Here is a 22,474-nt window from a genome sequence, read left to right as displayed (position 1 = left end):
CGTTAAATCAGAAAGCACGCGTCATCGTTAACGACCATCGCGAGCAAGCTCGCTCCTACAGTGAATCAAAACCCTTACTGGATTTCTTGCGGTGTGACGATCACCCAGTTCTTGTCCGCCGTCACCGGCAAACCTTCCTTGGCCTGGGCCGCGGCGTGCTTGGCCATCATGCCCTGGATCTGGGTCATGTATTTGTCTTTGCGGTTGACCCACAGGTGGATGCCACCCTTGGCCACGTCGACGCTGTGGAACAGCATGTAGCCGTCGCTGGTGGGGGTATCGCCGCCGACCAGGACCGGTTTTTTCCATTCATCGATGTAGGTCAGGATTGCCGCTTGTTTACCCGCCATCCAGGTCGCCGGGGTCCACAGGTACGGGGTCAGTTCCAGGCCGAGGTTGGCCTTCTCGTCATATTTGCCCGCAGTGATCTGCTTGCGTGCAGTGGTCAGTTCACCGGTCTTGGGGTCCTTGAGCAGCAGCGACACGCCGATCACGTTCTGCGGTTTGACGTTGTAGCCGTACTTCGGATCGGCGGCGACCATGCGCACCAGTTCTTCGGAGGCGGCGGTCATGACATAGACCTCGATACCGTTCTCCATCAGCTTGTTGTACAGCTCTTGCTGGCCGGTGAAGATTTTCGGCGGGTTGACGTCGAGGTTCTTGACCACATCGCCTTCGTAATAAGTGGCCGGCACCGGTTTGCCGGACGCCATCATCTCGTCGACATAGCCCTTGAGTTCTTGCAGCGTGAAGCCGGAGAACACTTGAGCGACCCATGGATAACACACCATGTCGTCGACTTCACAGAGGCGATAGTAGTAGCTGAACAGGCTTTCCTTGTGGTCAGCGGTGTCCTTGAACGGCATCAGTTTCAGGGAGGGGTCGAGCTTGTCGCGGGTGATCAGGCCCTTGTTTTCCATGAACGGCAGCAACGACTCTTCGAGGTCGTAGCGGTAACTGGTGTTGTCCATGTCGAACACCGCGTAGTTACCCTTGTTGGCATTGGCCGCGATCATCGCGTCCAGCGCCTTGGCCTGATCGGCTGGCCAATGCTTCAGATCCGTGGCGAGTACCTGGCCGGCAAGGCCCAGGCAAAGTGCGGCGACCAGAAATTTCGGTGCGAACTTCATCTGCGTTTCTCCCTGAGTGAAAGAGATCGACGCTAACAAATAACTGTGACAGTCCTCGTCTGTCAGCGACCGCCAACGTGCCTTTCGCGTCAGCTGCATCCCCGAGAGCGACATCCGCTTATTCCAAAAACGACAGTTACCAGACGTTTTTGATATTAAATCATTGCAAATCAAGCTGTTAGGCTTGCCGGTTCGCAGCTGCCCCGGAAGGTGGCTGGCACAAGTCACTTTCGGAGTCCTCATGAATCTGCCGCTGATTCTCAATCTGCTGGTGTTCCTCGCCCTGCTCCTGGGCCTGGCACAAACCCGCCACACCACCTGGAGCCTGGCGAAAAAAGTCCTGATCGCCCTGGTGATGGGCGTGGCGTTTGGTGTGGCGTTGCACACTGTCTACGGTGCCGGAAATCCGGTGCTGAAAGCGTCGATCGGCTGGTTCGATCTGGTGGGCAACGGTTACGTGCAGTTGCTGCAAATGATCGTGATCCCGCTGGTATTCGCCTCGATCCTCAGCGCCGTGGCCCGCCTGCACAACGCCTCGTCGCTGGGCAAGATCAGCTTCCTGACCATTGGCACGCTGCTGTTCACCACCGCCATCGCGGCCTTGATCGGCATCGGCCTGACCAACCTGTTCGGCCTGACCGCCGAGGGACTGGTGGCCGGTACCCAGGAAATGGCGCGCCTGCAAACCATCCAGACCGACTACGCCGGCAAGGTTGCCGACCTGAATGTGCCGCAATTGTTGCTGTCGTTCATTCCGCAAAACCCGTTCGCCGACTTGGCGCGGGCCAAGCCGACGTCGATCATCAGCGTGGTGATCTTTGCTGCGTTCCTCGGGGTCGCGGCGTTGCAGCTGCTCAAGGATGACGTGGAAAAAGGTCAGAAAGTGATCAACGCCATCGACACCCTGCAAGCCTGGGTGATGCGCCTTGTGCGCCTGGTGATGAAGTTGACCCCGTACGGTGTGCTGGCGCTGATGACCAAGGTGGTCGCAGGCTCCAACCTGCAGGACATCATCAAGCTCGGCAGTTTCGTGGTGGTGTCCTACGTCGGCCTGGGCCTGATGTTTGTCGTGCATGGCGTGCTGGTGTCGGCGGCGGGGATCAACCCGCTGCGGTTCTTCCGCAAGATCTGGCCGGTGCTGACGTTTGCGTTCACCAGCCGTTCGAGCGCCGCGACCATTCCGCTGAGCATCGAAGCGCAGACCAGCCGCCTGGGCATCCCGCAATCCATCGCCAGTTTTGCCGCGTCGTTCGGCGCGACCATTGGCCAGAACGGTTGCGCCGGCCTGTATCCGGCGATGTTGGCGGTGATGGTGGCGCCGACCGTTGGCATCAATCCATTGGACCCCTTGTGGATCGCGACGCTGGTGGCGATTGTCACGCTGAGTTCAGCGGGCGTGGCGGGCGTTGGCGGGGGTGCGACCTTTGCCGCGCTGATCGTGTTGCCGGCGATGGGCTTGCCGGTGTCACTGGTGGCGTTGCTGATTTCGGTCGAGCCGCTGATTGATATGGGGCGTACGGCGTTGAACGTGAGTGGTTCGATGACGGCTGGGGCGATTACCAGCCAGGTGATGCAGCAGACGGATAAAGAATTGCTGGATGCGGATGAGCATTCGGCGTTGGCGCACGCTTGAATTCTTGAGCGTCTGAGCGGGCCTCATCGCCATCAGGCTGGCTCCCACAGGGGTTTTGGGCGATGACACAATCTGTGTTTCACCTCAAACCCACTGTGGGAGACAGCCTGCTGGCGATGCTTTCAGGCTTTTTCCCAGACTTCGAAGTTGTACGCCGGTTTGTCACCTTCCGCCGCATTCGGCACATTCGACACCAACTTCCACTGGGTCAAATCAAACTCCGGAAACCACGCATCCCCTTCCGGGCTCAACGCCACGCGGGTCAGGTACAGCCGATCGGCCTGCGCCAAACCCTGCGCATACAACTGCGCCCCGCCAATCAGCATCAGCTCATCGACGCCCTGCTCCTTCGCCCATTCTTCAGCGCGAACCACGGCCGCCTCCAGCGACGGGTAAACCTCCGCGCCTTCAAGCCGCAGATCCGCCTGACGACTGACCACGATGTTCAAGCGCCCCGGCAACGGGCGGCCGAGGGAATCCCAGGTCTTGCGGCCCATGATGATCGGCTTGCCCAGGGTGGTGGCCTTGAAGTATTTGAAGTCCCCCGGCAGGTGCCAGGGCATGCTGTTGTCGACGCCGATCACGCGGTTTTCACCGAGGGCTGCGATCAGGCTGAGGGGGAGTGATTTAGTCATGCCGGCGAGGATACCAGAGCCGCGCTTTCCCCGATAAGCGCCACAGCGGTTATGCTCACAGTTCAATTAAGCGACGGGATGCCGCGTGACTGAACTGAATACTCTCTGGCTGACAGAAACCATCCGCCTGCGCGAAGAACATGCAGGCCCCCTGGAAGATCTGGAAGCCAACCGATTGGCCCGCAGCGCCGGCGGCGATCTGCCGACGCGCATTCAACGCCGCGCCCTGTGGCTGGCCGAGCGCGATGGCCTGAGCGATGCCCTCAAACACTGGCAACAAGGCGCGCGACTGGCGCTGATCGTAATGGCGCTGCTGGCCGTGGTCAGCGGCGCCGGCCTGGCCTTTGCCGCCATGGGCGACGGCCTGCACCCGGTGAATGTGTTCTGGGCGCTGGGCAGTCTGCTCGGGCTCAACCTGATCCTGCTGCTGAGCTGGGCCCTGGGACTGGTGTTCGCCGGCGAGCACGGCGCCAGCCTCGGGCGCTTGTGGCTGTGGCTCAGCGAAAAACTCGCCCGGGACGCCAAGGCCGCGCAACTGGCACCGGCCCTGCTGCTGTTGCTGCAACGCCAGAAACTCAATCGCTGGGCCATCGGCGTACTGGTCAATGGCCTGTGGTTGCTGGCGATGCTCAGTGCCCTGGTGATTCTGCTGACGTTGATGGCCACCCGACGCTATGGCTTCGTCTGGGAAACCACGATCCTCGGCGCCGACACCTTTATTACGGTGACCCAGGCCCTCGGGGCACTACCGGCCTTGCTCGGCTTCAGCGTACCGACCGAGGAGATGATCCGCGCCAGTGGCGACGCCGCATTGAACATCGAAAGTGCCCGCCAGGCCTGGGCGGCCTGGCTGGTAGGCGTGTTGCTGGTCTACGGCGTGGTGCCGCGCCTGGTGCTGGCGTTGTTTTGCCTGTGGCGCTGGAAGTCCGGCCGGGCAACCTTGCAGCTCGACCTGAACCTGCCCGGTTATGCCCAACTGCGCGAACGGCTGATGCCCACCAGCGAACGCCTGGGGGTCAGCGATGCCGCGCCGGCTCAACTTCATCGCGCGCAAAGTGGCGTCATTGAACAACACAGCGATGGCGCACTGTTGGTCGCCATCGAGCTGGACGACGATCGCCCGTGGCCGCCACCACTGGCGAAGAACGTCAGCAACGCCGGCATCCTTGACAGCCGCGAATCGCGCAACAAACTCCTCGAGCAACTGAGCCGTTTTCCTCCCGCGCGCCTGGCGATCGCTTGCGATCCACGGCGCTCACCGGATCGCGGCAGCCTGGCATTAATTGCCGAACTGGCCCGCAGCGCCAGCGCCACCCGCGTGTGGTTGCTGCAGGCGCCGCCCGGTGAAGCGCTGGACGCCGAACGCCTGGGCGACTGGCATGTGGCGCTGCAACAGCTGCAACTGCCGTTCGCCGATTGCGCACCGATGAACTGGCTGGAGACGGGTCATGACTAATCCCCTGAAACTCGCCGTCGTCGGCCACACCAACGTCGGCAAAACCTCGTTGTTGCGCACCCTGACCCGCGACGTCGGTTTCGGCGAAGTGTCCCACCGCCCCAGCACCACGCGGCATGTCGAAGGCGCGCGGTTGTCGGTGGACGGCGAGCCGTTGCTGGACCTCTACGACACCCCCGGCCTGGAAGACGCGATCGCCCTGCTCGACTACCTCGAACGCCTGGAGCGTCCCGGCGAGCGACTGGACGGCCCTGCGCGATTGGCGCGTTTTCTTGAGGGCAGCGAAGCCCGGCAGCGCTTCGAACAGGAGGCCAAGGTCCTGCGCCAGTTGCTGGCGTCGGACGCCGGGCTCTATGTAATCGACGCCCGGGAACCGGTCCTGGCCAAGTACCGCGATGAGTTGGAAGTGCTGGCCAGCTGCGGCAAACCGCTGCTGCCGGTGCTCAATTTTGTCAGCAGCGCCAACCATCGCGAGCCGGCGTGGCGTGAAGCACTGGCGCGCCTGGGTTTGCATGCGCTGGTGCGTTTCGACAGCGTCGCACCGCCGGAGGACGGTGAGCGCCGGCTCTATGAAAGCCTGGCCTTGCTGCTGGAAACCGCCCGGCCGCAACTGGAACGCCTGATCGCCGACCAGCAGGCGCAACGCCTGGCCCGTGAGCGCAGTGCGGTGCGCTTGATTGCCGAATTGTTGATCGATTGCGCCGCGTGCCGGCGCAGCGTGGTCAGCGATGCGCAACAGGAACAACAGGCGATCGATGAACTGCGCAAAGCCGTGCGCCAACGCGAGCAGCGTTGCGTCGAAGCGTTGCTCAAGCTCTACGCGTTTCGCCCACAGGACGCGGCGGCCAGTGATCTGCCGCTGCTCGATGGGCGTTGGGGCGATGACTTGTTCAACCCCGAAACCCTCAAGCAACTGGGCGTGCGGGTGGGCGGTGGTATCGCTGCCGGTGCCGCCGCGGGGGCCGGCGTCGACTTGCTGGTCGGCGGCCTGACGCTGGGTGCTGCCGCCCTTGCCGGGGCGATCGCCGGCGGCGCGCTGCAAACCGCGCGCAGTTATGGCAGCCGTTTGCTGGGCAAGATCAAGGGCCAGCGCGAGCTGACTGTGGATGACAGCGTGTTGCGGCTGTTGGCACTGCGCCAACGCCAACTGCTGCAAGCGCTGAACGCCCGTGGGCATGCGGCGATGGACAGCATTCAAGTGGCCACGCCGCAGGACAAGAGCTGGCGCGAAGGCAAACTGCCGGAAGCGCTGAACAGGGCGCGGGCGCATCCGCAGTGGTCGTCGCTCAATGCGCATCCGAAGTTGAATCAAGCGGAGCGGCAGGAGCAGATCGAAGAGTTGGCGCAGCAGCTTTAGCGGTTGGGCCGATTAGCAGTGGTGCCGACCCTGGCCCCTTCGCGAGCAAGCCCGCACATTGAATCTGCGTCATTCACAGATCTAATGTGTGTGGGTTTGCTCGCGAATGCAGCAACTCGGTGTCACAGGCTTTACGCCGCCAACAGGCGCACCGCCTTGTCCTTCAACACAGCCAGATCAATCACCGGCACATGCATCTCCTTGGCCAGCTCATCCCACTGGCGCATGCGCAGACTGACTGCGCACAACGGGTCCTGCTCGAATGCATCGGCCTCAGCGTCGGACATCACACCACCCTGATATTCCAAGGTGCGACGGCTGGCTTCGCTCAGACGCTCGTAGTACCCCGGCTCTCTGAGTGTCAGATAACGCTTGGCCTGCACGTGATATTCCACCAACCGCGCCATTCGCTCGCCGAAACCTGCACGGCGCAAATAATCAGCGCCCAACCGCTCATGACTCACTACGCCGAAGCCGCCCATGTTCTCGGCGCTGTCGGTACAGATATGCCCGATGTCGTGAAAAAACGCCGCCAACACCACTTCATCATCAAAGCCTTCGGCCATCGCCAGTTGCGCGGCCTGGGACATGTGCTCGATCTGCGACACCGGCTCGCCGATGTAGTCGCTGTCACCGAAGCGCTCGTACAAAGCGAACACGTCGGCGATCACTTGCTCGTTGCGTTGCATCAGATTTCTCCCAACAGGGTGGCGACGTTACGTTCGGCCATGGCCGGCCCGACGCTCATGCCGACGCCAGTGTGCATCAATGCCACGCTCAGGCCCTTTTCCGGACGCAGGAACGAAAACGGCCCTGGCCCCCGTGAACCATAGACACCCTGCCAGCGTTCCACCACTTGCACTTTGCAGCCCAGCGTCTGCTCGGCCAACTCGATCATCCAGTCGTCCACCTGCTCGGCATTGAAGGGCGACGGATCACTCCCGTAATGGTGCGAGTCGCCAATGATCAACTCGCCATAGGGCGTCGGGCTGATCAGCAGGTGAATGCCGTTTTCATCCAGGTGCGGCGCGTGTTGCAGGATCTCGGCCTGCACCGCTGCAGCTTCGGGCAAGTCGGCGAAGGCGCCGTAATGCACGCAGCTCAAACCGGTGAGCACTGCGTGTTGCAGGTTGAGGTTGATCTGTGGCCGGGCGCGGAGCATTTGCAGGCGACAGATTTGCGGGTCGAGTTCGGCGATCTGCTCGGCCAGCAAGGTCTGATAGTCGTGACCGGAACAGAGGATGATCTGCTCGGCGCTGAAGCTGCCGGCGGTGCTGTGCAGTCGGCCCGGCTCGATGTCGCGCACCAGGGTGGAGAAGTGAAACTCGACGCCCAGGTCGCGACGCAAAAAGTCGATCAGCGCAGGAATCGCTTCGCGCGAATACAGTTGCTGGTCGTCCATGCCGTGCAACGCCGCGCGGTGATGGCGGAACTGGCCGTTGTACAGATCACCCAATTGGGCGCCGCGCAGCAGCTCGACGCGGTAGCCGTGTTCCACGGCGCGACCGGCGCAGAAGGCTTCCAGCAACTGTTCTTCTGCTTCGGTGCGGGCAAACAGGTATGAGCCGTTGCGCTTGATTTGCAAACCGGCGAGTTGCGCCCAGTCGCCCCAGATTTCACGACTGGCCCGGGCCAGCGCCAGCATCGGTCCCGGGGATTGGCCGGTGACCAGCGCTTGGCCGAAGTTACGCACCGAAGCGCCAAGGGGCGTTGCGCTGCGTTCGAAAACCCTGACCTTGAGACCGCGCTTGGCGGCGGCATAGGCATGGGACAGCCCAAGGATGCCGGCGCCGATGATCAGCATGTCGTTGTGTTGTGTCATCAAGAAATGCTCTGAATGGAAGACCGCAATCGCTGGCAAGCCAGCTCCTACAGGGGGTATGCGTTCACCTGTAGGAGCTGGCTTGCCAGCGATGAGGCCCTGTCAGCCGATAAAGATCTTACTTGGCCGCCACTTTCTCGGACTTGCCGTCATAGCGCTTGCGCCATTCGGTCAGGATCTCGTCACGGTTTTTCGAAGCCCAGGCGAAGTCGTTCTTGATCAGGCGCTGCTCGTAATCCGCTGGCAGTTCGGTCTGCGGCTTGGCGATCCCAGGCTGCGCGAGCACGGCGAAGTTTTCCTTGTACAGATCCATCGCTTCGGCGCTGGCCGAGAAGTCAGCCAGTTTCTTCGCGGCTTCCTCGTGGGCGGTGCCCTTGATCACGGCAGTCGCTTCGATCTCCCAGCCCAGGCCTTCCTTCGGCAGGATGATGTCCAGCGGCGCGCCCTGGCGTTTCAGCTGAACAGCCGGGTACTCGAAGGAAATGCCGATCGGGAATTCGCCAGCCGCCGCCAGTTTGCAAGGCTTGGAACCGGAGTGAACGTACTGGCCGATGTTCTGGTGCAGGCCGTCCATGTAGGCCCAGCCCTGCTTCTCGCCGAAGGTCTGCAGCCAGGCGCTGACGTCGAGGAAACCGGTGCCGGATGACGCCGGGTTCGGCATGACGATCTTGCCTTTGTATTCAGGCTTGGTCAGGTCCTGCCAGCTCACGGGCTTGGTCAGGCCCTGTTTCTCGGCTTCGACGGTGTTGAAGCAGATGGTCGCGGCCCAGACGTCCATGCCGACCCAGGCAGGTGGGTTGGCGGCGTCGCGGTAGTTGGCGCCGATCTTGCCGAGGTCTTTTGGCGCGTAGCTTTGCAGCATGCCTTGCTGGTCGAGGATCGCCAGGCTCGAAGCGGCCAGGCCCCACACGGCGTCGGCCTGCGGACGGGCTTTTTCGGCCAGCAGTTTGGCGGTGATGATGCCGGTGGAATCACGCACCCATTTGATCTCGACGTCCGGGTTGGCCTTTTCGAACGCTTCCTTATAGGTCTTCAGTTGCTCGGCTTCGAGGGCGGTGTACACCGTCAACTCGGTTTTCGCCGCAAAGGCGTTCAGGCTGAAAGCGGTGAGGACAGCAGCGGCCAGGGCCATAGGCTTGAACATGATCTTTTCCTGTAGTTGAGTTGAGTCAAGGGTATGCATCAGTGACCGGGCGCGGTCTGCCGCCAGGCTTGCGAGCGGCGCAGTAAACCGCGCGAAGCCCAGGCCAGCAGCAGGGACACGCCCGCCGAGGTGAACAGAATCAGGGTCGACATCGCCGCCGCGCCGCCGACGTTGCCGGCGTCGTCCATGTTCAGCACCGCGACCGCCGCGAGGATGGTGTCGGGGCTGTAGAGGAAGATCGCCGCCGAGACGGTGGTCATGGCCGAGACGAACAGGTAGCGCACGATGTCCAGCAGCGCCGGCAGGCAAATCGGCACGGTGACCCGCAGGTAGTGCCGATACAGCGGCGCCTTGAGCGACAGCGCGGCGGCTTCGAACTCGGCGTCGAGTTGGCGCAGCGCGGTGGTGGCAGTCATTTGCGCAGTGGTCAAATAGTGCGCAATGGTGCAGACCACCAGCAGGGTCATGGTCCCGTAGAGCACGTGCAGCGGGTTGCCGGTGAGGTTGAAGAAGAAAACGTATCCCAGTCCCAGCACCAGCCCCGGCACCGCCATCGGGACGAAACTGAGCATGCGCAGGGTCAGGTTCAGTCCGCGCTGGCCGCGGGTTTTTTCCATCAGGTAGGCGCCGGTGAAAATCAGCACGCTGCCAATCAGCGCCGTGCACAACGCCATCTTCACGCTGTTGCCGTAGGCCAGCCAGCCACCGCCGGCGGTTTCGTTGAACTGGTAATGGTTGAGCGACAGCGACAGGTTGTACGGCCAGAACTTCACCAGGGATGAGAACACTGCCATGCCGAACACCAGCAGCAACGCGCTGCAGATCAGCAGGACCACGGCCAGGTAGCAGCCGTCGCGCAGTTTCGAGGGTGCAGGCTTGAACACCTGGGCACGACCGCTCATGGAGTCGCCGTGGCGCCGACGCAGCCAGGCATCGACCCCGAAGCTGAACAGCGCCGGCAGCAACAACACCATGCCGATCAATGCGCCGCGACCGAACTGTTGCTGGCCGACCACCGCCTTGTAGGCTTCAAGCGCCAGCACTTGATAGTCGCCACCGACCACCACGGGCACGCCAAAATCGGTGATGGTCAGGGTGAACACCAGGCAGAATGCGGCGAATACAGCCTGACGGGTCGCCGGCCAGGTGATGCTGCGAAAGGCTTTGGCAGGACTGGCGCCCATGCTGGAGGCGGCATCGAACAGGCGTGCATCCGCCAGGGACAGCGCCGACAGCAGGATCATCAAGGCATGGGGGAAGGTGTAGATGACTTCGCCGAGCACAATGCCCCAGAAGCCATAGATGTTGTCCGAGAGCAAGCCACGCAGCATGCCCTGGTTGCCGAACAGGTACACCAGCGCGATACCGGGCAGCATCGACGGCGCCATCAAGGGCAGCAGCGAAATGCCACGCCAGATGCCTTTGCCCGGGATCAAGGTGCGTTGCAGTGCGTAGGCAAACAGATAGGCCAGCGGTACGACAATGGCCGCCACGCTGAGGGAAACCTTCAGGCTGTTGCCGAGCAACCAATGGAAGTTCTCGCTGGTCACCAGTTCCTTGGCCGCGACCCAACCACCGCCCTGCCCGGCCTCGGCGCTGAAACCACGCCAGAAGATCGCCAGCAACGGCATCAAGACGGCGACGCCCAACAACGCCAGCAGAAGGACTTTGCCGCCGACCACGAACAGCCGGTCGCCGATCTCGGCACGGGAAATCTGCCGCACCTGCTTTTGCGGCAGCGGTAGCGCGATGTTCGCGCTCATCAGGCAAACACCTGCAGGCTGCGTGGCGGCAAGGCGACCATGATCTGCTGGGCGCCCAGGCGCGGCATGGCTTCCGGTGCCAGTTCCGCCAACAGCGCATGGCCCGGCAATTGATCGAGTTCGAAACTCATGCGGCAGCGGTTACCGAGGAAGGTGATTTCCCGAACCTTGGCCGGGAACAGGTTTTCCTCGTGCACCAGCGGGTTGACGTTGATCGCTTCCGGACGGCAGAACAAACGGCCCGACGCGGTCTTGGCGCCGCCATCGGCCAGGCGCATGCTCATCCCGCCGACCTGGGCGTGGCTGTCGCTGCTGCGCTGGAACGGCAACCAGTTGCCCTGGCCGACGAACTCCGCCACGAACGGCGTGGCCGGACGGTTGTAGATTTCCTGCGGCGTGGCGTACTGCTCGACCTTGCCGTTGTTCATCACGGCGATGCGGTCGGCCATCAGCATGGCCTCATCCTGATTGTGCGTGACCATCAAGGTGGTGATGCCAAGGCTGCGTTGCAGCTGGCGCAGCTCGGTGCACAGGTGCTCACGGACGCGGGCATCAAGGGCCGACATCGGTTCGTCCAGCAGCAACAGCGAAGGTGCCGGGGCCAAGGCGCGAGCCAGCGCCACACGCTGCTGCTGGCCGCCGGACAACTGGCCGGGGTACTTTTTCTCGCTGCCGACAAGGCCGACCAGCTCCAGCATTTGACCGACACGCTGACGCACCTGGTCGCGACCACTGCCGGCCAGGCCGTAGGCAATGTTGGCTTCGACAGTGAGATTGGGAAACAGCGCGTAGGACTGGAACAGAATGCCGTAGTCCCGCGCCTGGGGCGCCAGATGGGAAACGTCGCGATCGCCCAGGTACAGCTCGCCGCTGTCCTGCTTCTCAAGACCGGCGATGCAACGCAGCAAGGTGGTTTTGCCGCAGCCCGAAGGGCCCAACAGGCACACCAGTTCACCGGCTGCCACGTCGAGGGAAACGTTGTCCAGCGCGGTAAAGGCGCCAAAGCGCTTCTGTACGCCGCGCACCTTCATAGGGGCGCCGGGGTTGGTCAGGGCGGTTGCGATCGAGCTGTTCATGGACGGACCTCATCTGGCAGATGGGGCCATCCTAGGGTTGTAATGCGTCCGTCATGTGGCAGTAAGGCAAAAACTGCCGATAGTGGTATTCAAGGATTTGGGTTGGGAGATGTGCTGTCTGGACTGACGCCTTCGCTGGCAAGCCAGCTCCTACAAGGTTTCGCATTCCCCTGCCAGCGAAGAGGACCGAACAACCACCGCAGATCTCAGGCCGGGGACATTTCCTGCGCCAACCCCAGGAACGCCGCCGGCAGCCGCGCGTTCTTGCGTTCCTTGAGGCAATACAAATACTCAGGAATCTGCGGCGCATGCTCGATCGTCAGCACCCGCAACTGCGGATCGTGGGGCACTTCCTGGCGGGCGATGATGCTGATGCCGATGTTGCGCAACACCGCCTCGCGGATCGATTCGCGGCTGCCGATCTCCAGCAGTGGCCCGAAACACACACCGGCGCTGGCGAGCAATTCTTCGGTCAAACGGCGGGTGGTCGAACCCGGCTCGCGCATCAACAAGGTATGCCCGGCCAATGCGCCAAGCGGCACGTGATCGTGAACCGCCAGCGGATGATTGCGATGCACCGCCAGCACCAGCGGATCACTGCCGAGCACCCGCCGAATCAGCCGCGCATCCTCCAGCAACTGCGAGGACGCCGCGACATCGACCCGATACTCCTCGAGCGCTTCCAGCACTTGCTGGGAGTTGCCAATCTCCACCGATACTTCCACCTGCGGCAGGCGCTCGCGGAAGGTCTTCACCAGGTCGAGGATGTAATACGGCGCCGTGGCGGCAATGCGCAACGTGCCCTGGACCTGCCCGCTATTGCGCAGGAAAAACTCGATGTCGGCTTCCTGCTGCAGCAGCGCCTTGACCATCGGCATCAGCCGCGCCCCTTCATCGGTGACGCTGAGACGGCGGCCGCCACGGTAGAACAGTTCAACCGAGTACTGGCTTTCCAGATTGCGAATCTGGGTGGTCACCGTGGGTTGGCTCAAGCCGAGCTTTTTCGCTGCCAGGGTGATGCTGCCCAAGCGGGCAACCATGTAAAACGCCTTCAGCTCGGCACTCAGCACAACCATCCCTCATCGTCTATTTGCGCAGCAGGCGCAATCCATTGAACACCACCAACAGGCTCACGCCCATGTCGGCGAACACCGCCATCCACATGGTAGCGAGGCCGGCAAAGGTTACCCCAAGAAAGATCGCCTTGGTCACCAATGCCAGGGCGATGTTCTGCTTGAGGATGCTCGAGGTCTGGCGCGACAGGCGAATGAACGCCGGAATCTTGCGCAGATCGTCGTCCATCAGGGCGACATCGGCGGTTTCGATGGCCGTGTCGGTGCCAGCGGCCGCCATGGCGAAACCAATCTCGGAACGGGCCAGTGCCGGAGCGTCATTGATGCCGTCGCCCACCATGCCGACGTTATGACCCTTGGCATACAGCGCTTCGATTGCCTGCAACTTGTCGCTAGGCAGTAGATCGCCCTTGGCCTCGTCGATGCCAACCTGCGCGGCAATCGCCTGGGCAGTGTGGACGTTGTCGCCCGTGAGCATCAGGGTCTTGATGCCCAGGTCATGCAACTGCTGGATCGCTTCGCGGCTGGACTCCTTCACCGTGTCGGCCACGGCGAACAGCGCCAATGGGCCGGACGGATCGAGCAGCAGCACGACGGATTTACCCTGTTTTTCCAGCGCGAACAGCTTCTCTTCCAACTCGGGCGAACACAGGTTCAGCTCTTCCACCAGCCGGTGGTTGCCCAGGTGATAGGTCTGACCGTTGATGTCACCCCGCACCCCGCGCCCTGCCAGGGCCTCGAAGTTATCCACAATCAACGGCGCGGATTGTTTATCCACAGCCGCATTGGCGATGGCCAGCGACACCGGGTGGTCCGAACGACCGGCCAGCGCCGCGGCAATCGCCGGCGCAGATCCGGCGGCAGCCGAGTCAAGCGACAGATAATCGGTCTGCACCGGTTTGCCATGGGTGATGGTTCCGGTTTTATCCAGCGCCAGGTAATCGAGCTTGTAGCCACCTTCCAGATAAACGCCGCCCTTCACCAGAATGCCTTTGCGCGCAGCGGCGGCGAGGCCGCTGACGATGGTCACCGGGGTGGAAATCACCAGGGCGCAGGGGCACGCCACCACCAGCAACACCAGTGCGCGATAAATCCAGTCGAACCACAACGCGTCCATGAACAGCGGAGGAATCACCGCCACCGCGAGGGCGAGGAGGAACACGGCTGGCGTATAGATTCTCGAAAACTGGTCAACGAATCGCTGGGTCGGTGCGCGCGCACCCTGAGCCTGTTCGACGGCGTGGATGATCCGCGCCAGAGTCGAATGGTTCGCTTGCGCGGTCACGGCATATTCCAGGGAACCGGCCTGATTGATGGTGCCGGCGAACACCTTGTCGCCAACGGTTTTCTCCACCGGCAGGCTTTCACCGGTGATTGGCGCCTGATCGATGGTCGAACTGCCGGACAGCACTTCACCGTCCAGGCCGATGCGCTCACCGGGGCGTACACGCACCCGCGCACCGAGCCCGATGGTTTTGACATCCTGCGCGATCCAGCTGCCATCGGCCTGCAACACCGAGGCCTGCTCCGGGGTCATCTGCATCAAACCGTTGATGGCGTTGCGCGCCCGGTCCAGGGATTTGGCCTCGATCAACTCGGCCACGGTGAACAGGAACATCACCATAGCCGCTTCGGGCCATTGGCCGATGAGGATCGCGCCGGTCACGGCGATGCTCATCAGTGCGTTGATGTTCAGGTTGAGGTTTTTAAGGGCGATCCAGCCTTTTTTATAGGTACTGAGGCCGCCGCTGAGGATCGAGACCAGCGCAATGATCGCTACAACCCAATTCGGCGCAGCGTTGGTGAAATGAATCACTTCGGCGGCCAGCGCGCCAATACCCGACAGCGCCAGGGGCCACCAGGGCTTTTTCTCTGGAGCCGGCGCGGGCGCTTCAACGCCCTTCTCTATCGGCTCGGCCTGCATGCCGAGGGACTTGATCGCGTCGATGATCGGCGCGGTGCTCGGCAGGTCATGGGTGACGCCCAACACACGGTTGATCAGGTTGAATTCCAGCTGCTGCACACCGGCCAATTTGCCGAGCTTATTCTGGATCAGCGTTTGTTCGGTCGGGCAATCCATGGCCTCGATGCGGAAGCTGCTCAGCCGCGCGCCGGCCGTCGGCGCTTCGCTCAATTTGATCAGCGACGGCGCCGCTGCTTTCGACGAACAGCAGGAATCACCATGGCTGCCATGCGCATGCTTTGATACAGGCTGCAGTTTGTGGCTGTGATCGTGCTCAGCCTCGGGTTTGTGGGTATGTAGGGAATCGCTCATTAGCTCGCGTCCTTGAAGGTGCCTGTTGCCAAGTAAAGACCCTGTAGCCACTATAGGGTCAAGCACCTATTTGGAGATTGCCGTCATGAAGATTGGAGAGCTGGCCAAACTCACCGACTGCGCGGTGGAAACCATCCGCTACTACGAGCGCGAGAACCTGCTGCCGGAACCGGCCCGCAGCGACGGCAACTACCGCGTCTACACCCAGGCCCACGCCGAACGCCTGACCTTCATCCGCAACTGCCGCACCCTGGACATGACCCTCGAAGAAATCCGCAGCCTGCTGGCCTTTCGCGACAGCCCGCAGGATCAGTGCGAAAGCGTGAATGCGTTGATCGACGAGCACATCCACCACGTCAAGGCGAGGATCGATGGGTTGATGGCGCTGCAGACACAGTTGCTCGACCTGCGCCAACGCTGTGGTGAAGGGCCGGATGTCGATCAGTGCGGGATTTTGCAGCGGTTGGAAGTGAGTGGCGGGGTTGTGGCGACGGAGGTGGAGCATTCACATGTCGGGAGAAGTCATGGGCATTGAGGACCTCTTCGCTGGCAAGCCAGCTCCTACAGGGTTTCGGTGAATCTGTAGGAGCTGGCTTGCCAGCGATCACCGCGAAGCGGTGCCAGACTCAGACAGCCATCGGCGCGGTCATGGGTGCGTGGTGCTGATAGCCCTCGAGCGAGAAATCACTCGGTTCAACAAGCTCCAGCCACTCCGGCTGATAAACACCCGTCTTGGCAAACTCCGGCACACGATCGCTGATCACCAGTTTCGGCATCGGGAACGGCTCGCGCTTGAGCTGTTCGTTGAGCATGTCCAGGTGATTTTCGTAGACGTGGGCATCACCGATGAAATAGGTGAACCAGCGCGGCGTGTAGCCGGTCAGGCGCCCGATCAGGCTTAGCAGCGCGGCGCCTTCGGTGAGGTTGAACGGCGTGCCCAGGCCCAGGTCGTTCGAACGGATGTAGAGGGTCAGGGAAATCTCCTTGGTCTCTACATTCGGGTGGAACTGATACAGCAGATGGCAAGGCGGCAAGGCCATTTCATCGAGCTGCGCGACGTTCCAGCCGTGGAACAGGATGCGGCGGCTGCCCGGGTCCTTGATGATGGTGTCGACGCACTGGCGAACCTGGTCGATGGCCTTGTAGAGCACCACGTAGGCCTGGCCATCTTCTTCACCTTCGGCGATCTGGTGGTAGCCTTGCTTCAGGGTCTGCTCGATGGCGGCCGGGTTGCTGACCGGGATCTGCTTGTACGCCGGCCATTTGCGCCATTGCACGCCGTAGATCTCACCGAGGTCGTCCTCACCCTGGCGGAACGGATTGGCCAGCCACTGGGCGTTTTCGTTGGCGTTCTGGTCCCAGACCTTGCAGCCCAAGGCGCGGAATTCGGCGGCATTGTTCACGCCACGCAGGAACCCGCACATCTCGCCGATGGCCGATTTGAAGGCCATCTTGCGCGTGGTGATCGCCGGAAAACCTTCCTTCAGGTCGTAGCGCAACATCGCGCCCGGAAAGCTGATGGTGTTCACGCCAGTGCGGTTGGCCTGTTTGGTGCCGTTCTTGATGACGTGGGCGACCAGTTCGAGATATTGCTTCATGAGTTACCTGTGTCCTTGAACCCGCAGCCATCGCTGCGGGGTTCGAATTTTATACAGCTGCCGCTGGAGTTGCCGGGGCGCGGTGATACGCCAGCCAGATCAGGAACAGCCCGCCGACGATCATCGGCACGCACAGCACCTGGCCCATGGTCAGCCAGTTCCAGGCCAGATAGCCCAGTTGCGCATCCGGTACGCGGACGAATTCGACGATGAAACGGAAGATGCCATAGAACAGCGCGAACATCCCCGACACCGCCATGGTCGGCCGCGGCTTGCGCGAGAACAGCCACAGGATCAGGAACAGCGCCACGCCTTCGAGCGCGAACTGATACAGCTGCGAGGGGTGACGCGCCAGGTGCGCCGGGTCGGTCGGGAAGACCATCGCCCACGGCACATCGGTGGCCTTGCCCCACAACTCGGCGTTGATGAAGTTGCCGATCCGTCCGGCGCCCAGGCCGATCGGCACCATCGGCGCGACAAAGTCCATCAGCTGGAAAAACGACTTGTTGTTCTTTTTGCCGAACCACAAGGCCGCCAGCATCACGCCGATGAACCCACCGTGGAACGACATGCCGCCCTTCCACACTTCAAAGATCAACAGCGGGTTGGCGATATAGGCGCTCAGATCGTAGAACAGTACGTAGCCCAACCTGCCGCCGACAATCACCCCCATCGACATCCAGAACACCATGTCGGAGAGCTTCTCCTTGGTCCAGGTCGGGTCGAAGCGGTTCAACCGGCGCGACGCCAGCAGCCAGGCGCCGCCGATGCCGATCAGGTACATCAACCCGTACCAGTGGATTTTCAGCGGACCGATGGCCAGGGCCACCGGATCGATCTGCGGGTAAGGCAGCATTGCGACTCCTCATGAGTTCAAATCAATTCCCGGGCGACGCTGCCACCTCAGGATTAAGCCAGGATTGTGCCGCCCGTCAGAGCAGTTGCTTCAGACTAGAAAGTTAAGGCCAACGCAGAACAGCAAAGCGGCAAACAGTCTTTTCAGCAACCGTGGCGACAGATTGTGCGCCAGTCGCGCGCCGAAGCGGGCGAATACCATGCTGGTCAGGGCAATGCCCAACAGCGCCGGCATATAAATGAAACCGAGACTATGGGCTGGCAGCAATGGATCGTGCCAGCCCAGAATCATGAAAAATAATGCACTGGACAGCGCAATCGGCAGGCCGCAGGCCGATGACGTCGCCACCGCTTGTTGCATTGGCACGCTGCGCCAGGTCAGGAACGGCACGGTCAGCGAACCGCCGCCAATGCCGAAAATCGCTGAAGCCCAGCCAATGACGCTGCCGGCTACGGTCAGACCGAGTTTACCCGGCACCGTTCGGCTGGCCTTGGGCTTCACATCCAGCATAAGCTGCGCGGCGATGACCAGGGCGAACACGCCAATGATCTTTTGCAGGTTGGGCCCGGAGATCGCTTCGGCAGTCAGTGCACCAAAACCCGCACCGATCAGGATGCCCAGGGTCATCCACGCAAAAATTGGCCAGCGCACCGCTCCTCGGCGGTGATGCTCACGAATGGCGTTGACCGAGGTAAAGATGATCGTCGCCAGCGAAGTGCCCACGGCCAGGTGCGTGAGGATCGACGGATCAAATCCCTGCGCCTTGAAACTGAACACCAGTACCGGGACGATGATGATCCCGCCCCCCACGCCGAACAGCCCGGCCAGGACTCCGGCACAGGCGCCAAGCGCCAGATAGAGCAGAAATTCCATGCTGTTTCCCCACCCATCCCCAAAACCGGAGCGGCATGGTAACGGATGCATGGCCTCGGGCTCCACTGGATGGCGATGGATACCCGCACGATGACTGCGTAGAGTGGGCAAAAAACACACAAGGATCACCTTATGTGCCTGATTGTTTTCGCCTGGCGACCGGGCCACGCCCAACCGCTGATCGTGGCGGCCAACCGCGACGAATTCTACGCCCGCCCCAGCCTGCCGCTGGCGCAATGGCCCGAAGCACCGCAAGTGCACGCCGGGCGCGACCTGGAGGCGGGTGGCACCTGGCTCGGTGTTGGCGCCAATGGGCGTTTTGCCGCTCTGACCAACATCCGCGATCCCCATCGACCACCGGGACGCCGGTCTCGCGGCGAATTGGTGGCTGGGTTTCTCACCAAAGACATTCCGATTGACGACTATTTAGACGACGTTGTCGCCCGTTCGCCGGAATATGGCGGGTTTAACCTGCTGATCGGCAATGCCAACGAGCTGTGGCACTTCAATGCCCGGGAATCGGAGGCGGTGATGCTGCCACCGGGGGTCTACGGCCTGTCGAACGCCGGGCTGGATACGCCGTGGCCTAAGCTGCTCAAGGCAAGGGCGGCATTGAGCGAGGTGCTGGATGACCCGCAACCCCAGGCGTTGCTGGCTTTGCTGAACGACCCGCAAGCCGCACCCTTCGCGGAGTTGCCGGATACCGGGGTGGGGTTGGCGACCGAGACGTTGCTGTCGAGTGTGTTCATTGCCAGCCAGAGTTATGGCACTCGGGCGAGTACGGCGTTGATTGTGCAGGCGGATGGGACGCGGCGTTTGGTCGAAAGGAGTTTCGGGCCGTATGGCGGGCATCTTGGGGAAGTGGAAATCAGGATTTAGTTTTGTGTTGTCTGGACTGGCCCCATCGCGAGCAGGCTCGCTCCCACATTGGATTTGTGAACGACGAAAATCCCCTGTAGGAGCTGGCTTGCCAGCGATGAGGCCCTCAGCCTTTCAAAGAGCTTTGATCGCCGCCGGATTGATCATCCTTGCCAACCCAAGGTTCTTCAGCGCCAATTGCAGCGAGCTGTGGATCACCTGCGGGTTGTCGATGGTCATCAGCTCGGCGAGCAATTCCTTGGCCTTGCTCAGGTTGATCTGACGCAGCATCCACTTCACCTTCGGCAGGTTGGTGGCGTTCATCGACAGGCTGTCGAAGCCCATCGCCATCAACAGCACCGCCGCAGCCGGGTCACCGGCCATCTCGCCGCAGATGCTCACCGGCTTGCCTTCGGCATGGGCGTCGCGCACCACGTTCTGCAGGGCCTGGAGCACCGCCGGGTGCAGGTAATCGTAGAGGTCGGCCACCCGTGGGTTGTTGCGGTCCACGGCCAGCAGGTACTGGGTCAGGTCGTTGGAGCCGACCGACAGGAAGTCCACCTGACGTGCCAGTTCCTTGGTCTGATAGACCGCCGCCGGAATCTCGATCATCACGCCGACCGGCGGCATGGGCACGTCGCAACCTTCGTCCCGGACTTCGCCCCAGGCCCGGTGAATCAGGTGCAGGGCTTCTTCCAGTTCGTGAGTGCCGGAGATCATCGGCAACAGGATCCGCAGGTTGTTCAAGCCTTCGCTGGCCTTGAGCATGGCGCGGGTCTGCACCAGGAAGATTTCCGGGTGGTCGAGGGTGACACGAATGCCGCGCCAGCCGAGGAACGGGTTGTCTTCCTTGATCGGGAAGTACGACAGCGACTTGTCGCCGCCGATGTCCAGGCTGCGCATGGTCACCGGTTGCGGATGGAAGGCGGCGAGTTGCTCGCGGTAGATCGCCAGTTGTTCCTTTTCGCTGGGGAACCGCTGGTTGATCATGAACGGCACTTCGGTGCGATACAGCCCCACGCCTTCGGCACCGCGTTTCTGCGCGCGCGCCACATCCGCCAACAGGCCGGTGTTGACCCACAGCGGCATGCGGTGGCCATCGACCGTGACACAGGGCAGATCCCGCAGCGCATCGAGGCCCAGGGCCAGCTGCTTCTCTTCCTCGACCATCTCGGCGAACTGCTTGCGCAGCACGTCGCTGGGGTTGGTGTAGACCTCGCCGCGATGACCGTCGACGATCATGCCGATGCCATCGACCTTGGAATAAGGTAGGTCGACCAGGCCCATCACCGTCGGAATGCCCATGGCCCGGGCAAGAATCGCGACGTGGGAGTTGCCCGAGCCGAGTACCGACACCAGGCCCACCAGCTTGTTTTCCGGGACCTCGCCGAGCATGGCCGGCGTCAGTTCCTCGCTGACCAGGATAGTGTTGTCGGGGTAGACCAGGGTTTGCTGGCGCTCTTCCTGCAAGTAGGCGAGCAGGCGCCGCCCGAGGTCCTTGACGTCCGAGGCGCGCTCCCGCAGGTAGGCGTCGTCCATCAGTTCAAAACGGTTGACGTGATCGGTGACCACCTGGCGCAACGCGCCCTGGGCCCACTGCCCGGTCTTGATCACGGTGGTCACTTCGTTGCCCAGCGCCGCGTCGTCGAGCATCATCAGGTAGACGTCGAACAGTGCCCGTTCTTCCGGGCGCAGCTGGGTGGCGAGCTTGGCCGACAACGTACGCATGTCGGCGCGAACGCCTTCGATGGCGGTCTTGAACAGCCCGAGTTCGGCGTCGATGTCGGTAATGGTCTTGTCGGGCACCACGTCCAGATCGGCCGGTGGCAGCATGACCACCGCCGTGCCCACCGCCGCGCCAGGCGAGCCCGGCACACCGACGAACTTGGCTTCCTGGATGCCCTTGCCCTGCCGGCCCAGGCCACGGATCGAACCGGTGGCCTCGGCGTGGGCGATAACCCCGGCGAGCTGCGCGCTCATGGTCACGAGGAAGGCTTCTTCACCCTCATCGAACTGGCGGCGTTCTTTTTGCTGGATGACCAACACGCCAACGACGCGGCGATGGTGGATGATCGGCGCCCCGAGGAATGACGCGTAGCGCTCTTCACCGGTTTCGGCGAAATAGCGGTAACGCGGGTGATCCGCGGCGTTTTCGAGGTTCAGGGGTTCTTCACGCGTGCCGACCAGGCCGACCAGACCTTCATTAGGCGCCATGCTGACCTTGCCGATCGAGCGCTTGTTCAAGCCCTCGGTGGCCATCAGCACGAAACGGTTGGTCTCGGGGTCAAGCAGATAGACCGAGCAGACCTGGCTGCCCATGGCCTCTTTGACGCGCAACACAATAATCCCCAACGCCGCCTTGAGATCCTTGGCGGAGTTAACTTCCTGGACGATCTTGCGCAGCGTATTGAGCATGGCTCGGGGTCGAACTCCGTCGTCAGTCGCGCGCTAAAAGGCGCGGGGCAAGCTCTTTGAGGGCGCGTCGATACACCTCGCGCTTGAATGTCACCACCTGGCCCAACGGATACCAATAGCTGACCCAGCGCCAGCCATCGAATTCCGGTTTACCGGTCAAATCCATCCGCACCCGCTGCTCGTTGGAGATCAGGCGCAGGAGAAACCATTTCTGTTTCTGGCCGATGCACAGCGGCTGGCTGTGCGTCCTGACCAGACGTTGCGGCAAACGATAGCGCAACCAGCCCCGGGTGCAGGCGAGTATTTCAACATCTTCGCGCTCCAGGCCCACTTCTTCGTTCAGCTCGCGGTACAAGGCGTCTTCCGGCGTCTCCTGGGGGTTGATCCCACCTTGAGGAAACTGCCAGGCATCTTGATTGATACGGCGAGCCCACAGCACCTGGCCGGCATCATTCGTGAGAATGATCCCGACATTAGGACGGAAACCATCGGGGTCGATCACGGCAACAA

The 22,474-nt window shown here is 62.0% G+C and carries 19 protein-coding genes; 5 read left to right on the top strand and 14 right to left on the bottom strand.

Annotated features, from left to right (window positions below; all coding sequences use genetic code 11):
• Window positions 1-74: 74 nt before the first annotated feature.
• Window positions 75-1,130: an HAD family hydrolase gene (locus tag ACYP2Q_RS10540; protein ID WP_459730390.1), complete on the bottom strand. Its 1,056-nt coding sequence runs from the start codon at window positions 1,128-1,130 to the stop codon at window positions 75-77.
• 241 nt (window positions 1,131-1,371) lie between these two features.
• Here ACYP2Q_RS10540 and ACYP2Q_RS10535 point away from each other — a divergent pair, with 241 nt between their 5' ends.
• On the top strand, window positions 1,372-2,763 hold the full coding sequence (locus tag ACYP2Q_RS10535) for an L-cystine transporter (protein ID WP_459730389.1): 1,392 nt from the start codon (window positions 1,372-1,374) through the stop codon (window positions 2,761-2,763).
• Window positions 2,764-2,885: 122 nt separating this feature from the next.
• Here the strand turns inward: ACYP2Q_RS10535 and ACYP2Q_RS10530 are convergent, their stop codons facing one another.
• The gene (locus ACYP2Q_RS10530; protein ID WP_459730388.1) at window positions 2,886-3,398 is read right to left on the bottom strand and encodes a dihydrofolate reductase; all 513 of its coding nucleotides are present in this window, start codon (window positions 3,396-3,398) and stop codon (window positions 2,886-2,888) included.
• Between the two features lie 85 nt (window positions 3,399-3,483).
• Between ACYP2Q_RS10530 and ACYP2Q_RS10525 the strand changes: the two genes are divergently transcribed.
• Window positions 3,484-4,854, top strand: coding sequence for a DUF2868 domain-containing protein (locus ACYP2Q_RS10525; RefSeq protein WP_459730387.1), 1,371 nt, complete (start codon window positions 3,484-3,486; stop codon window positions 4,852-4,854).
• Window positions 4,847-6,211 (top strand): GTPase/DUF3482 domain-containing protein, encoded by a 1,365-nt coding sequence (locus ACYP2Q_RS10520; protein WP_459730386.1) that lies wholly within the window; start codon window positions 4,847-4,849, stop codon window positions 6,209-6,211. The genes ACYP2Q_RS10525 and ACYP2Q_RS10520 overlap by 8 nt, the downstream gene beginning before the upstream one ends.
• A gap of 131 nt (window positions 6,212-6,342) precedes the next feature.
• Here ACYP2Q_RS10520 and ACYP2Q_RS10515 read toward each other — a convergent pair whose 3' ends face one another.
• The 7 genes from ACYP2Q_RS10515 to ACYP2Q_RS10485 all read right to left on the bottom strand — a co-directional run bounded on the left by ACYP2Q_RS10515 (window position 6,343) and on the right by ACYP2Q_RS10485 (window position 15,364).
• The gene (locus ACYP2Q_RS10515; RefSeq protein WP_459730385.1) at window positions 6,343-6,900 is read right to left on the bottom strand and encodes a phosphonate degradation HD-domain oxygenase; all 558 of its coding nucleotides are present in this window, start codon (window positions 6,898-6,900) and stop codon (window positions 6,343-6,345) included.
• Window positions 6,900-8,033, bottom strand: coding sequence for a TIGR03364 family FAD-dependent oxidoreductase (locus tag ACYP2Q_RS10510; protein WP_459730384.1), 1,134 nt, complete (start codon window positions 8,031-8,033; stop codon window positions 6,900-6,902). Before ACYP2Q_RS10510 ends, ACYP2Q_RS10515 begins: the two co-directional genes overlap by 1 nt.
• A 118-nt stretch (window positions 8,034-8,151) precedes the next feature.
• A complete protein-coding gene (locus ACYP2Q_RS10505; RefSeq protein WP_459730383.1) occupies window positions 8,152-9,177 on the bottom strand; it encodes a putative 2-aminoethylphosphonate ABC transporter substrate-binding protein in 1,026 nt (341 codons plus the stop codon).
• Between the two features lie 38 nt (window positions 9,178-9,215).
• Window positions 9,216-10,940 carry a putative 2-aminoethylphosphonate ABC transporter permease subunit gene (locus ACYP2Q_RS10500; protein ID WP_459730382.1) on the bottom strand — a complete coding sequence of 575 codons (1,725 nt, stop codon included), beginning with the start codon at window positions 10,938-10,940 and terminating at the stop codon, window positions 9,216-9,218.
• Window positions 10,940-12,016 carry a putative 2-aminoethylphosphonate ABC transporter ATP-binding protein gene (locus ACYP2Q_RS10495; RefSeq protein ID WP_459730381.1) on the bottom strand — a complete coding sequence of 359 codons (1,077 nt, stop codon included), beginning with the start codon at window positions 12,014-12,016 and terminating at the stop codon, window positions 10,940-10,942. Before ACYP2Q_RS10495 ends, ACYP2Q_RS10500 begins: the two co-directional genes overlap by 1 nt.
• 206 nt (window positions 12,017-12,222) lie before the next feature.
• Window positions 12,223-13,086, bottom strand: coding sequence for a LysR family transcriptional regulator (locus ACYP2Q_RS10490; RefSeq protein WP_459730627.1), 864 nt, complete (start codon window positions 13,084-13,086; stop codon window positions 12,223-12,225).
• A gap of 16 nt (window positions 13,087-13,102) precedes the next feature.
• Entirely contained in the window at window positions 13,103-15,364 is a 2,262-nt protein-coding gene (locus ACYP2Q_RS10485; protein WP_459730380.1) for a heavy metal translocating P-type ATPase, read from the bottom strand.
• A gap of 85 nt (window positions 15,365-15,449) precedes the next feature.
• On the opposite strand from ACYP2Q_RS10485, the gene cadR reads away from it, so the two are divergent.
• A complete protein-coding gene (cadR, locus tag ACYP2Q_RS10480; RefSeq protein ID WP_408599256.1) occupies window positions 15,450-15,899 on the top strand; it encodes a Cd(II)/Pb(II)-responsive transcriptional regulator in 450 nt (149 codons plus the stop codon).
• Between the two features lie 91 nt (window positions 15,900-15,990).
• Here cadR and ACYP2Q_RS10475 read toward each other — a convergent pair whose 3' ends face one another.
• From ACYP2Q_RS10475 to ACYP2Q_RS10465, 3 genes are all read right to left on the bottom strand, one after another.
• Entirely contained in the window at window positions 15,991-16,962 is a 972-nt protein-coding gene (locus tag ACYP2Q_RS10475) for a thymidylate synthase (RefSeq protein ID WP_459730379.1), read from the bottom strand.
• Window positions 16,963-17,011: 49 nt separating this feature from the next.
• Window positions 17,012-17,818 carry a prolipoprotein diacylglyceryl transferase gene (lgt, locus tag ACYP2Q_RS10470; RefSeq protein WP_459730378.1) on the bottom strand — a complete coding sequence of 269 codons (807 nt, stop codon included), beginning with the start codon at window positions 17,816-17,818 and terminating at the stop codon, window positions 17,012-17,014.
• A 90-nt stretch (window positions 17,819-17,908) separates the two neighbouring features.
• A complete protein-coding gene (locus ACYP2Q_RS10465) occupies window positions 17,909-18,691 on the bottom strand; it encodes a sulfite exporter TauE/SafE family protein (RefSeq protein ID WP_459730377.1) in 783 nt (260 codons plus the stop codon).
• Between the two features lie 132 nt (window positions 18,692-18,823).
• Here ACYP2Q_RS10465 and ACYP2Q_RS10460 point away from each other — a divergent pair, with 132 nt between their 5' ends.
• Complete coding sequence (locus tag ACYP2Q_RS10460) at window positions 18,824-19,570, top strand: NRDE family protein (protein WP_459730376.1); 747 nt, start codon at window positions 18,824-18,826, stop codon at window positions 19,568-19,570.
• Window positions 19,571-19,684: 114 nt separating this feature from the next.
• Here ACYP2Q_RS10460 and ptsP read toward each other — a convergent pair whose 3' ends face one another.
• Both ptsP and ACYP2Q_RS10450 read right to left on the bottom strand, forming a co-directional pair.
• The gene (gene ptsP, locus ACYP2Q_RS10455; RefSeq protein ID WP_459730375.1) at window positions 19,685-21,964 is read right to left on the bottom strand and encodes a phosphoenolpyruvate--protein phosphotransferase; all 2,280 of its coding nucleotides are present in this window, start codon (window positions 21,962-21,964) and stop codon (window positions 19,685-19,687) included.
• A 22-nt stretch (window positions 21,965-21,986) separates the two neighbouring features.
• Window positions 21,987-22,466: an RNA pyrophosphohydrolase gene (locus ACYP2Q_RS10450; RefSeq protein WP_007897732.1), complete on the bottom strand. Its 480-nt coding sequence runs from the start codon at window positions 22,464-22,466 to the stop codon at window positions 21,987-21,989.
• Window positions 22,467-22,474 lie beyond the last annotated feature (8 nt).

The sequence above is a fragment of the Pseudomonas sp. MHK4 genome, from assembly GCF_054600775.1.
Note: the sequence above shows the minus strand (reverse complement) of the source record. Positions and strands in the feature narration are given on the sequence as shown.

What these genes read in the sequence shown, in the direction of transcription:
- ACYP2Q_RS10540 (WP_459730390.1), bottom strand. Translation starts at nt 1,130, where the DNA reads ATGAAGTTCGCACCGAAATTTCTGGTCGCCGCACTTTGCCTGGGCCTT.
- ACYP2Q_RS10535 (WP_459730389.1), top strand. Translation starts at nt 1,372, where the DNA reads ATGAATCTGCCGCTGATTCTCAATCTGCTGGTGTTCCTCGCCCTGCTC.
- ACYP2Q_RS10530 (WP_459730388.1), bottom strand. Translation starts at nt 3,398, where the DNA reads ATGACTAAATCACTCCCCCTCAGCCTGATCGCAGCCCTCGGTGAAAAC.
- ACYP2Q_RS10520 (WP_459730386.1), top strand. Translation starts at nt 4,847, where the DNA reads ATGACTAATCCCCTGAAACTCGCCGTCGTCGGCCACACCAACGTCGGC.
- ACYP2Q_RS10515 (WP_459730385.1), bottom strand. Translation starts at nt 6,900, where the DNA reads ATGCAACGCAACGAGCAAGTGATCGCCGACGTGTTCGCTTTGTACGAG.
- ACYP2Q_RS10510 (WP_459730384.1), bottom strand. Translation starts at nt 8,033, where the DNA reads ATGACACAACACAACGACATGCTGATCATCGGCGCCGGCATCCTTGGG.
- ACYP2Q_RS10505 (WP_459730383.1), bottom strand. Translation starts at nt 9,177, where the DNA reads ATGTTCAAGCCTATGGCCCTGGCCGCTGCTGTCCTCACCGCTTTCAGC.
- ACYP2Q_RS10500 (WP_459730382.1), bottom strand. Translation starts at nt 10,940, where the DNA reads ATGAGCGCGAACATCGCGCTACCGCTGCCGCAAAAGCAGGTGCGGCAG.
- ACYP2Q_RS10495 (WP_459730381.1), bottom strand. Translation starts at nt 12,016, where the DNA reads ATGAACAGCTCGATCGCAACCGCCCTGACCAACCCCGGCGCCCCTATG.
- ACYP2Q_RS10485 (WP_459730380.1), bottom strand. Translation starts at nt 15,364, where the DNA reads ATGAGCGATTCCCTACATACCCACAAACCCGAGGCTGAGCACGATCAC.
- cadR (WP_408599256.1), top strand. Translation starts at nt 15,450, where the DNA reads ATGAAGATTGGAGAGCTGGCCAAACTCACCGACTGCGCGGTGGAAACC.
- ACYP2Q_RS10475 (WP_459730379.1), bottom strand. Translation starts at nt 16,962, where the DNA reads ATGAAGCAATATCTCGAACTGGTCGCCCACGTCATCAAGAACGGCACC.
- lgt (WP_459730378.1), bottom strand. Translation starts at nt 17,818, where the DNA reads ATGCTGCCTTACCCGCAGATCGATCCGGTGGCCCTGGCCATCGGTCCG.
- ACYP2Q_RS10465 (WP_459730377.1), bottom strand. Translation starts at nt 18,691, where the DNA reads ATGGAATTTCTGCTCTATCTGGCGCTTGGCGCCTGTGCCGGAGTCCTG.
- ACYP2Q_RS10460 (WP_459730376.1), top strand. Translation starts at nt 18,824, where the DNA reads ATGTGCCTGATTGTTTTCGCCTGGCGACCGGGCCACGCCCAACCGCTG.
- ptsP (WP_459730375.1), bottom strand. Translation starts at nt 21,964, where the DNA reads ATGCTCAATACGCTGCGCAAGATCGTCCAGGAAGTTAACTCCGCCAAG.